8 protein-coding genes are annotated in these 13,752 nt (G+C 71.5%); 5 read left to right on the top strand and 3 right to left on the bottom strand.

The window, feature by feature from the left end:
* The first annotated feature begins 76 nt into the window (after positions 1–76).
* Positions 77–1,201: a GuaB3 family IMP dehydrogenase-related protein gene (locus OG430_RS20635; RefSeq protein WP_327354032.1), complete on the top strand. Its 1,125-nt coding sequence runs from the start codon at positions 77–79 to the stop codon at positions 1,199–1,201.
* 85 nt (positions 1,202–1,286) lie between these two features.
* Here OG430_RS20635 and OG430_RS20630 read toward each other — a convergent pair whose 3' ends face one another.
* A complete protein-coding gene (locus OG430_RS20630) occupies positions 1,287–1,898 on the bottom strand; it encodes a hypothetical protein (protein WP_327354031.1) in 612 nt (203 codons plus the stop codon).
* A 164-nt stretch (positions 1,899–2,062) separates the two neighbouring features.
* Entirely contained in the window at positions 2,063–3,334 is a 1,272-nt protein-coding gene (locus OG430_RS20625; protein ID WP_327354030.1) for a nucleotide sugar dehydrogenase, read from the bottom strand.
* Positions 3,335–3,599: 265 nt separating this feature from the next.
* On the opposite strand from OG430_RS20625, the gene OG430_RS20620 reads away from it, so the two are divergent.
* Positions 3,600–5,306, top strand: coding sequence for a glycerol-3-phosphate dehydrogenase/oxidase (locus tag OG430_RS20620; RefSeq protein ID WP_327354029.1), 1,707 nt, complete (start codon positions 3,600–3,602; stop codon positions 5,304–5,306).
* 152 nt (positions 5,307–5,458) lie between these two features.
* On the opposite strand, the gene OG430_RS20615 is transcribed toward OG430_RS20620, so the two are convergent.
* Positions 5,459–6,652 carry a serine hydrolase domain-containing protein gene (locus OG430_RS20615; protein WP_327354028.1) on the bottom strand — a complete coding sequence of 398 codons (1,194 nt, stop codon included), beginning with the start codon at positions 6,650–6,652 and terminating at the stop codon, positions 5,459–5,461.
* Positions 6,653–6,816: 164 nt separating this feature from the next.
* Here OG430_RS20615 and OG430_RS20610 point away from each other — a divergent pair, with 164 nt between their 5' ends.
* The 3 genes from OG430_RS20610 (at position 6,817) to OG430_RS20600 (ending at position 13,734) form a co-directional block, all read left to right on the top strand.
* Positions 6,817–9,045 carry a serine/threonine-protein kinase gene (locus OG430_RS20610; RefSeq protein WP_327354027.1) on the top strand — a complete coding sequence of 743 codons (2,229 nt, stop codon included), beginning with the start codon at positions 6,817–6,819 and terminating at the stop codon, positions 9,043–9,045.
* A 201-nt stretch (positions 9,046–9,246) separates the two neighbouring features.
* Entirely contained in the window at positions 9,247–12,060 is a 2,814-nt protein-coding gene (locus OG430_RS20605; RefSeq protein WP_327354026.1) for a protein kinase, read from the top strand.
* 162 nt (positions 12,061–12,222) lie between these two features.
* Positions 12,223–13,734 carry a serine/threonine-protein kinase gene (locus OG430_RS20600; protein ID WP_442816726.1) on the top strand — a complete coding sequence of 504 codons (1,512 nt, stop codon included), beginning with the start codon at positions 12,223–12,225 and terminating at the stop codon, positions 13,732–13,734.
* Positions 13,735–13,752 lie beyond the last annotated feature (18 nt).

Below are 13,752 nucleotides of genomic sequence, written 5' to 3'. Positions count from 1 at the left end.
CCGCGGGCCTTCGCGCGCGCGTCGGGGATACTGGAAGACGCATCCCGTCAAAAGCAGTGCGGAAAGGCCACACAAGGTGACTGAGATCGAGATCGGGCGCGGAAAGCGCGGGCGCAGGGCGTACGCATTTGACGACATCGCCATCGTCCCGAGCCGTCGTACGCGGGACCCGAAGGAGGTCTCGATCGCCTGGCAGATCGACGCCTACCGTTTTGAGCTGCCGTTCCTGGCCGCTCCCATGGACTCGGTGGTCTCGCCGCAGACCGCGATCCGCATCGGTGAGCTGGGCGGCCTCGGCGTGCTCAACCTCGAGGGCCTGTGGACCCGGTACGAAGACCCGCAGCCGCTGCTCGACGAGATCGCCGGCCTGGACTCCGAGGCGGCGACCCGTCGCCTGCAGGAGATCTACGCGGCCCCGATCAAGGAAGAGCTGATCGGGCAGCGCATCAAGGAGGTGCGCGACTCGGGCGTCGTCACCGCCGCCGCGCTCTCGCCGCAGCGTACGGCCCAGTTCTCGAAGGCCGTCGTGGACGCCGGTGTCGACATCTTCGTCATCCGCGGCACGACCGTCTCCGCCGAGCACGTCTCGTCGGCCGCCGAGCCGCTGAATCTCAAGCAGTTCATCTACGAGCTCGATGTGCCGGTGATCGTGGGCGGCTGCGCCACCTACACCGCGGCCCTGCACCTGATGCGGACCGGCGCCGCGGGCGTCCTGGTCGGCTTCGGCGGCGGCGCCGCGCACACCACGCGCAACGTCCTGGGCATCCAGGTCCCGATGGCCACCGCCGTCGCGGATGTCGCGGCCGCGCGCCGTGACTACATGGACGAGTCCGGCGGCCGGTACGTGCACGTCATCGCCGACGGCGGCGTGGGCTGGTCCGGCGACCTGCCCAAGGCGATCGCCTGCGGTGCCGACTCGGTGATGATCGGCTCCCCGCTGGCCCGCGCCACGGACGCGCCCGGCAAGGGCCACCACTGGGGCATGGAGGCCGTGCACGAGGACGTGCCGCGCGGCAAGAAGGTCGACCTGGGCACGGTGGGCACGACGGAGGAGATCCTGGCGGGCCCGTCGCACACCCCCGACGGCTCGATGAACTTCTTCGGTGCGCTGCGTCGTTCGATGGCGACGACCGGGTACAGCGAGCTCAAGGAGTTCCAGCGGGTCGAGGTCACGGTCGCGGACTCGCAGCACCGCCGCTGAGGTTCTTCGGCTGTTTTGCCTGTACGAAGGGCCCGCATCGCCGAGTCGGCGATGCGGGCCCTTCGTCGTGTGCGTACGGCTGCTGTCAGCTGCGGCGTCGGCGGCCCATGGCGACGGCCAGGCCGACGGCGATGCCCGCGGCGAGCAGCAGGCCGAGGACGGCGATGAGGTGGTTGCTGGTCTCCGCGGCGGGACCGCTGCCGCCCCACCAGAGCTCGACCGGGAAGAAGGGCTCGTCCTCGAGGTAGTTACTGCCGCCGGGCTGGTCCAGCATGATGAAGGCGAAGCCGTTGACGGAGCCGAAGAACGCGCCGAGCGCGCCGATGATGCCCCCGCTGACGGGTGCGCCGCCGCTGCGGCCGCCCACGGCGCCGACCACCAGGCCGGTGAGCGCGCCGTTGACCAGTGCGTGCCCGAGGTACATGGCGTGCGCGACGCTGTCCTCGGTCACGTCCTTGTACGTGGCGAACATGATCAGCGCGTAGATCCCCGCGACGACCACGGAGACCAGCAGTCCGAGGAAGAACGCGCCGACCGGGTTGCCCGGCTTGGGTGCGAAGCCGGGCGGATAGGCGTAGTTGGGCTGGCCCGGGAACGGCTGCTGCGGGGCGAACCCCTGCTGCGGGAAGCCCTGCGGTGCCTGCTGAGGCTGGGGTGCCTGCTGCGGGTAGCCGTAACCGGGCTGCTGCGGCGGCATCGGGGGCGGGCCCCCTGCGGGCATGGGTGGCGTCTGGGAGTACGGATTGTCTTGCGAAGGCTGTGGTTGCCAGGGCTGGCTCATGGGGTCCCCCGGGGGCGCGCGGCGATGACTCTGATGGCTCAAGTTATCAACGGGAGCCGACAGTCCACAGGGGCAGGCGTTCACAGACGGTGGGCCGCACCCACCGGAGTCGCCCCGCGCGTGTCCAGGAGGAGCTGCGCCTTGACCGACAGACCTTGCAGTTCGTACGTCCGGTGGGGCTGGAGCAGGATCGTCAGGTCGGCGTCGGCCACCGCCTCGTAGAGGGAGTCCGCGCGGGGGACCGGGCGGCCGAGGACGCGCCAGTTGGGGACGTAGGGGTCGTGGTAGCTGATCGAGGCGCCGAGCTCCATCAGGCGGGTGGCGATCTCTTGGGCGGGGGCGCCCTGCTGGTCGGCGAGGTCGGGCTTGTAGGTGACGCCGAGGAGCAGCACGCGCGCGCCGCGGGCGGATTTGCCGTGCTCGTTGAGGAGGGTGGCCGCGCGCTGGATGACATAGCTCGGCATCCGCTGGTTGATCTCCTGGGCGAGGCCGACCATGCGCAGCGGGTGGCCGGGCGTGCGGCTCGGGTGCGGCAGGTAGTTGGGGTCGAGCGGGGTGCCGTGGCCGCCGACGCCGGGGCCCGGGCGGAAGGCCTGGAAGCCGAAGGGCTTGGTCTCGGCGCAGCGGATGACGTCCCACAGGTCGATGCCGAGGTCGTGGCAGAGCACGGCCATCTCGTTGACCAGGGCGATGTTGACGTGCCGGTAGTTGGTCTCCAGGAGCTGCGCGGTCTCGGCCTCGCGGGGGCCGCGGGCGCGGACGACCTTGTCGGTCAGGCGTCCGTAGAAGGCCGCTGCTGATTCGGTGCAGGCCGGGGTGAGGCCGCCGATGACCTTGGGGATGCCGGCGTAGCCGTGGGTGCGGTTGCCCGGGTCGAGGCGGCCGGGGGAGTAGGCGAGGTGGAAGTCGTGGCCCGCCCGCAGGCCGGATCCCTCCTCGAGGAGGGGGCGCAGGAATCCGTCGGTGGTTCCGGGGTAGGCGGGGGACTCCAGGATGACCGTCGTGTGCGGGCGGAGCCGGGTGGCGAGGGCGCGGGCGGAGTCGGCGATGTGCGACAGGTCGGGCGAGCCGTCGGGGCCGAGGGGGGCGGGTGCGCAGATCACGGCGGTGCGGACGCGGCCGAGCTCGACCGGGTTGGTGGTCGGCCGGAAGCCTCCCGCGAGCATGCGGCGCAGGTCGGCGGCGGTGAGCGTGCCCTCGTCGGCGGGCAGCCGGCCCGCGGCGATCTCGGTGGCCAGCTCAGTGGAGAGTCTCGGGTCGTACGCGACGGTGTCGATGCCGGCCGCTACGGCGGCCTGGGCAAGGGGCAGGCCGAGGTGGCCGAGTCCGATGACGGCGAGATCTGCGGGCATGACGGTGGGCCGTCCTTCCCAGTTTCCGGAGCGCCAATTGCGAGAGCGTCCATTAGCGGGACTGCGGGAGACGCGCAAGCCCTGTGGACAAACCGGACGAGCGCAATGTCAGGTTAGGAGTAAATATGACCGATTTGCGGTATTGCGGAGCGACAGAGTTCGGAGTGTTGTCCACAGGGGGCGGCTGGGTAGTGGCCGATGTCAGTGCGGGCGGACAGAATCGTCGATGTGAGCCGGACCACACGGGGGCGACGGGAGGCATGCGGTGAGGACAGCGACACTGGGACCGGCCGAGCGGGCCGAGGCGCTTGCGGCGATGGCCGAGCGTGAACTGGACGTACTGGTCGTGGGCGCGGGCGTGGTCGGCGCCGGCACGGCGCTCGATGCCGTGACGCGCGGCCTGTCGACGGGCCTGGTCGAGGCGCGGGACTGGGCCTCGGGCACCTCCAGCCGGTCGAGCAAGCTGATCCACGGCGGCCTTCGCTATCTGGAGATGCTCGACTTCATGCTGGTGCGCGAGGCGCTCAAGGAGCGCGGGCTGCTGCTCGAGCGGATCGCGCCGCACCTGGTGAAGCCGGTGCCGTTCCTGTATCCGCTCAAGGGCAAGGGCTGGGAGCGGGTGTACGCGGGGTCGGGCGTCGCCCTGTACGACGCCATGTCGATGTCGAGTGGGCACAGCCGCGGGGTGCCCTCGCACCGGCATCTGTCGCGGCGCCGCGCGCTGCAGATCGCGCCCTGCCTGAAGAAGGACGCGCTGGTCGGGGCGTTGCAGTACTACGACGCGCAGATGGACGACGCGCGCTATGTGGCGACGCTGGTGCGCACGGCGTCGGCGTACGGCGCGAAGGTCGCCAACCGGGCGCGGGTGACCGGGTTCCTGCGCGAGGGCGAGCGGGTCGTCGGGGCGAAGGTGCAGGACGTCGAGGGCGGCGGGGAGTACGAGGTCCGGGCCCGGCAGATCGTCAATGCCACCGGGGTGTGGACCGATGACACCCAGGCGATGGTGGGGGAGCGCGGGCAGTTCCACGTCCGGGCCTCCAAGGGCATCCACCTGGTCGTGCCGAAGGACCGGATCCACTCGACGACCGGGCTGATCCTGCGCACCGAGAAGTCCGTGCTCTTCGTGATCCCCTGGGGCCGGCACTGGATCGTCGGGACGACGGACACCGACTGGGATCTGGACAAGGCGCACCCGGCCGCGTCCAGCGCGGACATCGACTATCTGCTCGAGCATGTGAACTCGGTGCTCGCCGTGCCGCTCACTCGGGACGACGTACAGGGTGTGTACGCGGGGCTGCGGCCGCTGCTCGCCGGGGAGTCGGACGCCACCAGCAAGCTGTCGCGGGAGCACACGGTGGCGCATCCGGTGCCGGGGCTCGTGGTGGTGGCGGGCGGCAAGTACACGACGTACCGGGTGATGGCCAAGGACGCGGTGGACGAGGCGGTGCACGGGCTCGACCAGCGGGTCGCCGAGTGTGTCACCGAGGACATTCCGCTGGTCGGGGCCGAGGGGTACAAGGCGCTGTGGAACGCGCGGGCGCGGATCGCGGCGCGGACCGGGCTCCATGTGGCGCGCGTGGAGCACCTGTTGAACCGGTACGGCTCGCTGACCGAGGAACTGCTCGAACTGATCGCCGCCGATGCTTCGCTCGGTGAGCCGCTTGCCGCGGCCGAGGACTATCTGCGGGCCGAGGTCGTGTACGCGGCCTCGCACGAGGGGGCGCGTCATCTGGACGACGTGCTGACGCGGCGTACGCGCATCTCGATCGAGACCTTCGACCGGGGGACGCGCAGTGCGCGGGAGGCGGCCGAGCTGATGGCGAAGATGCTCGGGTGGGACAAGGACCAGATCGAGCGGGAGGTGGAGCACTACCAGAAGCGGGTTGAGGCTGAGCGGGAGTCTCAGCGGCAGCCGGATGATTTGACGGCGGATGCGGCTCGGCTTGGGGCGCCGGACATCGTTCCGTTGTAGCCCTCGGCGGGTTCACCCTGCGGGTGCGGCGGGGTTCTTCGGGTGCGGTGCGCTGCGGCTGGTTGCGCAGTTCCCCGCGCCCCTGGGGGTGGGTGCGGTTGGCGTTTGGTCTGCGGGTCCGTCGTGGCTGGTCGCACAGTTCCCCGCACCCCTTAAGGGCAGAACTCGGCTTCCAGGAAGGGCCTTTCCAGATCTGGGTTCTCGGCCAGCCAGTCGGCGTTGACCCGGTAGGTCAGGACGTGGCTGCCGTTCTTCGTGCCGAAAGTGTCGACGGCGGAGCCGGTGATGGTGCCGTTGTGGCCCCAGACGATCGTGCAGGAGAGGACCACGGGGAACAGGCCCAGGCCGTACTTGCCCTTGGTGGCGTGGACGTCGCGCATCTGTGTCAGGAGGGTCGGGGGGAGGAGTTCGCCGGAGAGCAGGGCTGTGTAGAAGCGGTTCAGGTCGTTGAGTGTGGTGATCAGTTCGCCGGCGGCGCCTGCGCCTGACGGGTTGAGGTCTGTGCGGTCGCGGGGGGCGTCAGGGGTGCCGGTGTAGCCGCTGCCGTGGGGGGCCGGGAGGTCGCGGCGGGTGCCGGGGTAGGAGGTGCCGGTCAGCTTCAGGGGTTTGAGGATGCGGCGGGTGGCTTCCTCGGCGTAGCCGTGGCCGGTGACCTTCTCGGTGATCATGCCGAGCAGGATGTAGTTGGTGTTGGAGTAGGCGAACTTGCTGCCCGGGGCGAAGTCCGGTGGGTGGGTGAGGGCGAAGCGGACCAGTGAGGCGGGGGTGAGGGTGCGGTCGAGGGGAGTCGCGGGGTTGTCGGGGTCGGCCGTGTAGTTGGGCAACCCGCTGGTGTGGTTGAGGAGCTGACGCAGGGTGATCCTGCGGCCGTTGTTGCCGTGGCCGCGTACGAGACCGGGCAGGTGCTGCTCCACGGTGTCGTCGAGGGAGAGCTTTTTCTCGGCGGCCAGTTGGAGGAGGACCACGGCCGTGAAGGTCTTGGTGATGCTGCCCGCGCGGAAGCGGTCCGCGCGGTGGATGCGGCGGTCGGTGCGGGTGTCGGCCACGCCCGCGGTGGTGAACCGCGTGCTGCCGTCACGCCGGGCGAGGGCGGCGGCGCCCGGGGCCCTGCCCTTGGTGACCAGGGCGGACAAGGCGGGGGACGGGTCGGTTCCGGTGGGCTTGGGGTCCGGATTGTCCGATGTTGCGGGGGAGTTCGTGGAGGAGCCGGCGGAGGTGGGTGCCGTACGGGAAGGGGCAGCGGTGTCGGTGTCCGTGCAGCCGGCGAGTGGCGCGGTCAGCGCCGTGAGCAGGGCTGCCGTGGTGGCCAGGGTGCGGGGGCCTCGGGGTGCGGGGCGGTGGGTCATGTGCGGTCCCCCTCGTTCCCGGTGCGGTGTCGGCCGTTGTGTCCGGGCTGCGGCCCGCCCTGGTGTGTGTTTCGCCATCATCGCCCGGACCCGGGCCTTCCCCCACCCCGAGCATGAGAGACAATGGACGCTCTGCCAGGGCGGGTTGATTGCAGAGGGGACGCATGTCGGAGGCTGAGCAGCCGAAGGAAGCCCGTCGGGACGAGGCTGAGCTGCCGAAGGAGTCCGGTCGGGACGCGGCCGAGGCGCCCGAGGAGTCCGGCGCGGATGCGGCCGAGGAGTCCGGCCGGGGCACGGCAGTCACTCCGAAGGAGCCTGCCGAGGGCAAGGCCGACGTGCCGGAAGACGCTCCCGACGCATCGCTCGACACATCGCCCGACGCATCGCCTGAGGACTCTCACGAGGAATCTTCCGAGGGATCTCGCGACGACGACAAGGCGCCTGTCGAGGACAGGGCCGAGAAGACGTCCGTCGAGGACAGCGCCGACAAGGCCTCCGTCGAGGACAAGGTCGAGGTGCCCAAGAAGCCTGTCCGGGGTGCGGCCTCGCGGCTGCTCGCCGGGCGGTACCGGCTCGGTGAGGTGCTCGGTCGCGGTGGCATGGGCACGGTCTGGCGGGCGGTCGACGAGACGCTCGGGCGTACCGTCGCGGTCAAGGAGCTGCGGTTCCCCTCGGCCATCGACGACGACGAGAAGCGCCGGCTCATCACGCGTACGCTCCGCGAGGCCAAGGCGATTGCCCGGATCCGTAACAACGGCGCGGTCACCGTCTACGACGTCGTGGACGAGGACGACCGCCCGTGGATCGTCATGGAGCTCATCGAGGGCAAGTCGCTCGCCGAGGTCGTGCGCGAGGACGGCTATCTGACGCCGAAGCGCGCCGCCGAGGTCGGGCTCGCCGTCCTCGACGTACTGCGTTCCGCGCACCGCGAGGGCATCCTGCACCGCGATGTGAAGCCGTCCAACGTACTGATCGCCGGTGACGACGGCCGCGTCGTGCTCACCGACTTCGGCATCGCGCAGGTCGAGGGCGACCCGTCCATCACCTCGACCGGCATGCTCGTCGGCGCACCCTCGTACATCTCGCCCGAGCGTGCCCGTGGCCACAAGCCGGGCCCGGCCGCCGACCTGTGGTCGCTGGGCGGCCTGCTGTACGCGGCCGTCGAGGGCGTTCCGCCGTACGACAAGGGATCGGCGATCGCCACGCTCACCGCGGTGATGACCGAGCAGCTGGAGCCCCCGCGGAACGCCGGGCGGCTCGAGAAGGTCATCTACGGCCTGCTGGAGAAGGACCCGGAGCACCGGCTCGACGACGCGAGTGCGCGGGCGCTGCTCAACGATGTGGTCAATGCGCCGGAGCCGTTGGACGCGGAGCCCGGCGTCGTCGCCTCGCCCGAGCAGACCAAGGTGGTCCCGCTGCCGCCCGTCCCCGCGGACTCCGCGCGGCGCGGTGAGGTGGCGGACCGGCTGCGCGGCGCGCTGCGTTCGGTGCGCAATGCCGCCTCGTCGACGGGGCCCGCGGAGGCGACCGCGTCCGAGTCCACGGCTGCGGCCGGGGGTTCGGACTCGGGTGCCGGTTCTGGTTCCGGTGGCGCGGGGCGGCCCGCGCGTGCCTCGCTCAGCGATGTGGTGCCGCGGCGGACCCTGGTGCTCGTGGCGGTCGCCGTCGCGATCGCCGTGCTCGGTGCGGTGCTCGCCGTCGCGTTGAACGGCAACGAGGACCAGCCGGACAGCAAGGGCGGCGGCAAGGACAAGGCCGCCTCCAGCGGGGCGAACACCGGGGACGGCGGCGACCAGGGCAAGGACGAGCCGTCCCAGGGCACGGACCCGACCGGCGACTCCCAGGAGGAGAACGGCGGCCAGGGCTCCGGCGGCGACGAGGGCGATGACGGCGGTTCCGGCGACGGCGACGACGGCGGTCAGGGCTCCGGGGATCAGATCCCCGAGGGCTATGAGCGCGTGGCCGACGGGCAGTTCCGCTTCTCCATGGCCATGCCCAAGGAGTTCCGGCGTACGGGGACGGCCGGGCGGAGCTCCGGCGCGATATTCAGCGAGGACGGCGGATTCCCGCGCGTCCAGGTCGACTTCAACCGCAATCCCAGCGACAGCGCTGCCTCCGCCTGGCGTTCCGCAGTGCCCGCCGTGTCGGGGAGCAGTACGAACTTCAAGATGATCGGCATACGGACGGTCGAGTACAACGGCTATCCGACCGTCGCGGACTGGGAGTTCGAGCGCGACCAGAACGGCGACCGGATAAGAGTCCTCAACCGCGGCTTCAAGGTGGACGAGAACCGCGGCTACGCCATCATGATCAGCTGCAAGGCGAGCGAGTGGGACAGCAAGGAATGTACGACGCTGCGCAAGACGGCGTTCGCCACGTTCCGGCCCGAATAGCCGGACCGCTCCGGGACGGACCGGTCCCGGACGGCCCGAGCGGGTTGGCCCGACCCGGCGGCGGAGCGCGGCGAGGCCACGTATCGTGAGAGCTCGCGGACCGTACGCAGCCGCAATGTGCCGGATATCGACCGGACTTGGCGTATTTGCGGGCGGTGATGCGGGCCGGAATCGAGGTGCGCACGCTGGCGGGGAGGCGACGTGGACGACTACGCGGGGCGGGTGCTCGCCGACCGCTACCGCCTGCCGCTGCCGCCCTCCGACGAGTACGAATTCGCCGAGACCCGCGCCTTCGACACCTACAGCGGACAGGAAGTACTGGTCCGGCAGGTGCCGTTGCCCGAGGTCGTCGAGGCCGAAGTGCTCGACGACTCCGGTGCCCCGGTGCCCCGGCGGGCCTCGCGGACCACGCGGCGGCCCACGGATCCCGCGGTGCGCCGCGCCATCGAGGCCGCGCAGGCCGCCGCGCAGATCCCCGACCACCCACGGCTCGACCAGGTCTTCGACGTGTTCGCCGAGGGCGGCTCGCTGTGGATCGTGAGCGAGGTCGTGGCGGCGTTGCCGCTGGCCGCGCTGATAGCCGAGCGGCCGCTCTCGCCCTATCGGGCCGCGGAGGTCGCCTCTGATGTGCTGACGGCGCTGCGTGCCCTGCATGTGCACGGGTGGGTGCACCGGAACATCACCGTGCGCACGGTCCTCGTCTGCGACGACGGGCGCATCATGCTGACCGGGCTCGCGGCGGGCGCCGCCGAGGAGGCGCTCTGCGGGTACGACCCGGTGCCGGAGCCTCTCGGCGCGGTGGAGGAGGAGCCCCCCGCGCCCCCGCAGGAGCCTCGTCACGAGTCCCGCGGGCATGCCGCGATAGAGGCCGCGCGTGCGGCGGAGGACACCGGCGGCGGTGAAGTCACCGACCGGGGCATGGAGTTGGCCCCGCGGCCCGACGGCGCCGCCGGGACCCGAGAGCCGTTCCCGCCGGGCGATGCGCGGGCCGCACGGGCCGGAGCCATCGCGGCGTACCGCGCCGGAGCGCGTGCCGCGGCCGCCGCCCGGGTGAGCGAGGAGCACCGCGCCGCCCTGCCGGGGCCCCGCCCCGACGAGCCGGGGACGGATGCCGCGCCGCCGGGCCGGATAGCCGATCCGTACGGCGTCGCCGGCCAAGTGCGCGCTCCCGGCGCCGGAGCGGCCTCGGGCAAGGAGCCCGTGGCCCTGTGGCACGGGGCCGTACCGCGCCCCGCCGCGACCCGGCCCACCGGCGAGCAGGGCGAAAGCCAGGCTGCAAGGCCGAACCAGCAGGCACCGCAGACACAGCAGGCACCACAAGCACAGCAGACGTCGGGGCTGCTCCCCACCGGGCCACAAGTGGGCCGAAACGCCCCGGAGTTCGGCCCCGAGGAGCAGCTCGACCCTGCCTTCGCGCCCACCCAGGCCTTCACACCCACTCAAGCCCCCGCGCCCACCCAGGCCCGCAACCCCGCTCAAGCGCCAGCCCCCACCCCGCTGTCCAAGCCCACCGGCCGCTGGGACGAACTCCAGGCCCCCGAGCCGCCCCGCCACAAGGGCCCGCTCACCCCCCTCGACGCCGAACGGGCCCGTCAGGCCCGGATGACCGTCGTAGGAGCGGTCACCGAGCGGTGGTCGCCCGAGCAGGCCGGACCCGTGCACGAGAACTGGCAGCTGGCCGCGCCGGTGGGCCCCGCCACCGACCTCTGGGCGCTCGGCGCGCTGCTCTTCCGGGCCGTGCAGGGCCATGCGCCCTACCCCGAGGACAGTACGTACGAACTCGTCCAGCTCGTCTGCGCCGAGCCGCCCGCCTTCGCCGAGGAGTGCGGCCCGCTGCGCCCCGTCGTGGAGTCGCTGCTCCGCCAGGACCCCACCGAGCGCCCCGACTTCGAGGAGCTGCGCGGCTGGCTGCGCTCCCTCGTCCGGTCGGCCCCCGAGCCGGAGGCCGGCACCCAGGTGGTGCCGACGCCGCCCTTCGAGCCGCGCAAGCTGCCCGTCGTACGCCGCCGGGGCGAGCTCGTCCGTCGCAAGCGCCGGGGCGCCCACAAGGGTGCGCACAAGAAGGGCCGCACGCCCAAGGCCCCCCGTGAGCAGGGCACCAAGCGCGGCCGGCCGGAGCAGTACGAGCAGCGCGAGCAGCACCGACCCCGCACGCCCCGCGCCCCGTACGAGCGGCACGAGCTGCAGGAACAGCGCGCACCCCAGCGCGAACGCCGCCCCCAGCGGGAGCCGAAGCCGCCCCGCGAGCTCAGGCAGCCCCGCGCATCCCGACCGCCCCGACAGCCACGACCCCAGCCCCCGGGCCGCCCGCCGCGCAGGCTGGGCCGGCTGCTGCTCGTCCTGATCCTGCTCGGCCTGGTCGCGGCGGTCGTCTACGCCATGATGTTCATGCCGAAGTCCGACCCGAAGGGCAAGGACGACGGCGGGCGCACCGGGCAGGCGGGGTCGGCCAGTTCGGCGCCCGAGTCGCAGGCGCCCTCGGACAAACCGAGCCCCGACAAGTCCGAGGCGAGCAAGCCCCCGAGCTCCGGCAAGCCCGAGACGCAGTCCGGCGCGCCCGATCTGCCCAAGGGCTTCGTCCTGCGCCGGGACCTGGAGGGCTTCCAGCTCGCCGTGGCGAGCGGCTGGGACCGGCACGCCAAGAACGGCAAGGGCCAGGTCAAGTACTCCGGCGGCAAGTTCGAGCTGACCGTCGTGCCCGGCCGGGACACCGTCGAGGGCACCACCGGCGACCCCCTGGAGTACCAGCGGGAGAACGAGCGCGAGTTGCAGCCCTTCCGCGACTCCTCCTGGGCCAGCTCGTCGGGCATGCGGCAGGTCTCGGTGGGCGATCGCATCAGCGCCGAGGGCCAGTTCACCTGGTTCGAGGGCGACAACGAGGTCTTCGTACGCAACTCCGCGATGCTCATCGACGGCCGCTACCACGTCGTCATGATCAAGGGGCCGGAGTCCGAGCGGGACGAGGTCACCCGTCTCTTCGAGCAGGCTTCGGCGACGTACCGGCCCAAAACCTGAACCCGGCGCACGAAATCCGGAACCCCGCGCACCCATCGGTCTCATCACAGTGCGGTCTCACGCGGCGTCCCGGGTTACGAACGGACTCGCCCGCTCCTTAGTCTGACCTCAAGCAGGGACAGGCGGGGGAACGTGGACCAGACCCAAGGCAAGGCGCAGGGCATGCTGCTGGCGGGCCGTTATCGGATAGGCGAGAGCCTGGGCCGAGGCGGCATGGGCAAGGTGTGGCGCGCGCATGACGAAGTGCTGCATCGCACCGTCGCGCTCAAGGAGCTCACGGCCGCGCTGTACGTCTCCGAGGGCGAGCGCGCCGTGCTGCTCGCGCGCACCCAGAAGGAGGCGCGGGCGGCGGCCCGGATCAACCATTCCGCGGTCGTCACCGTCCATGACGTCTTCGAGTACGACGAGCGGCCATGGATCGTCATGGAGCTCGTCGACGGACGTTCCCTCGCCGACGCCATCAGGGACGAGGAGCGCGTCCATCCGGTCGAGGCCGCCCGGATCGGCCTGTGGGTGCTGCGCGCGCTGCGGGCCGCCCATGGCGCGGGCGTGCTGCACAGGGATGTGAAACCGGCCAATGTGCTGCTCTCGCGCGACGGCCGGGTGCTGCTCACGGACTTCGGGATTGCCGCGATCGAGGGCGATTCGACCATTACGAAGACCGGTGAACTCGTTGGTTCCATCGACTATTTGGCGCCCGAGCGGGTGCGCGGGGCCGATCCGGGACCTGCCGCCGACCTCTGGGCGCTCGGCGCCACGCTGTACGCGGCGGTCGAGGGGTGCTCGCCCTTTCGCCGTACGTCGCCGCTGATGACCATGCAGGCGGTCGTCGAGGACGAGCCCGACGTGATGGAGTACGCGGGGCCGCTCGCGCCCGTCATCACCGCGCTCCTGCGCAAGGATCCGCTCTCCCGGCCGGGCATGGAGGAGACCGAGCAGATGCTCGCGGAGGCCGGTGAGGGGCGGCGTCCGCAGACCGCGCAGGCGTACGTGCCCACCCAGCGGGTGAGCGAGGCGGACCTCGCGACCTTCCGCGGGAACGCGCCGCCGAAGAAGCGGACTTGGCGCTCCGTCCTCGCGCTCGTGGTCGCGGCCGCGCTCGTCGGGGTCGGCGGCACGTTCGGGGTCGTGAAGTACCTGGACTACCGGGACCAGCACGGCGGCGGTGGAAAACCGCAGGCAGACGAGCAGGTGCAGAGCCAGAAGGGCGGCCTTCCGGCCGGCTGGGTGCGCAAGAAGGATCCCGTCGAGGGCTTCGTCGTTCCCGTACCGAAAGACTGGAAGCGGCAGACCGACGGCGGGCAGATCGACTACACGCCCGACAACGGCCGCCATCTGCTGCGGATCGGAGTCAACGAGAGTCCGGACTTCGAGAACCCCTACATCCACGCCCTGGACCTGGAGAAGCAGGTGGGCAAGCGGACCGACTACGACCGGGTCAAGCTGGTCTCCAACGTCTTCCGCGACCAGCCGGGCGCGCTCTGGGAGTTCACCTACACCGAGACCGCGCAGGGCGCCTACAAGGGCGAGCGGCGGGCGATCGACCAGTTCTACTACGCCGAGGACGGCACGGAGTACGCGATCTACATGTCCGGTCCCGTCGAGGACTGGGACAAGACGCGCGAGCGGTTCGAGCACGTGCTGCGCAGCTGGGGGGAGCCCCCGGCAGGCTGAGTGGCTGTAACTCGCGGG

The organism is Streptomyces sp. NBC_01304 (genome assembly GCF_035975855.1).
In the GTDB taxonomy this organism is placed as follows: domain Bacteria; phylum Actinomycetota; class Actinomycetes; order Streptomycetales; family Streptomycetaceae; genus Streptomyces.
Note: the sequence above shows the minus strand (reverse complement) of the source record. Positions and strands in the feature narration are given on the sequence as shown.

Coding starts and splice junctions, on each gene's coding strand:
- OG430_RS20630 (WP_327354031.1), bottom strand. CDS start 1,898: ATGCCGCCGCAGCAGCCCGGTTACGGCTACCCGCAGCAGGCACCCCAG.
- OG430_RS20625 (WP_327354030.1), bottom strand. CDS start 3,334: ATGCCCGCAGATCTCGCCGTCATCGGACTCGGCCACCTCGGCCTGCCC.
- OG430_RS20615 (WP_327354028.1), bottom strand. CDS start 6,652: ATGACCCACCGCCCCGCACCCCGAGGCCCCCGCACCCTGGCCACCACG.
- OG430_RS20610 (WP_327354027.1), top strand. CDS start 6,817: ATGTCGGAGGCTGAGCAGCCGAAGGAAGCCCGTCGGGACGAGGCTGAG.
- OG430_RS20600 (WP_442816726.1), top strand. CDS start 12,223: ATGCTGCTGGCGGGCCGTTATCGGATAGGCGAGAGCCTGGGCCGAGGC.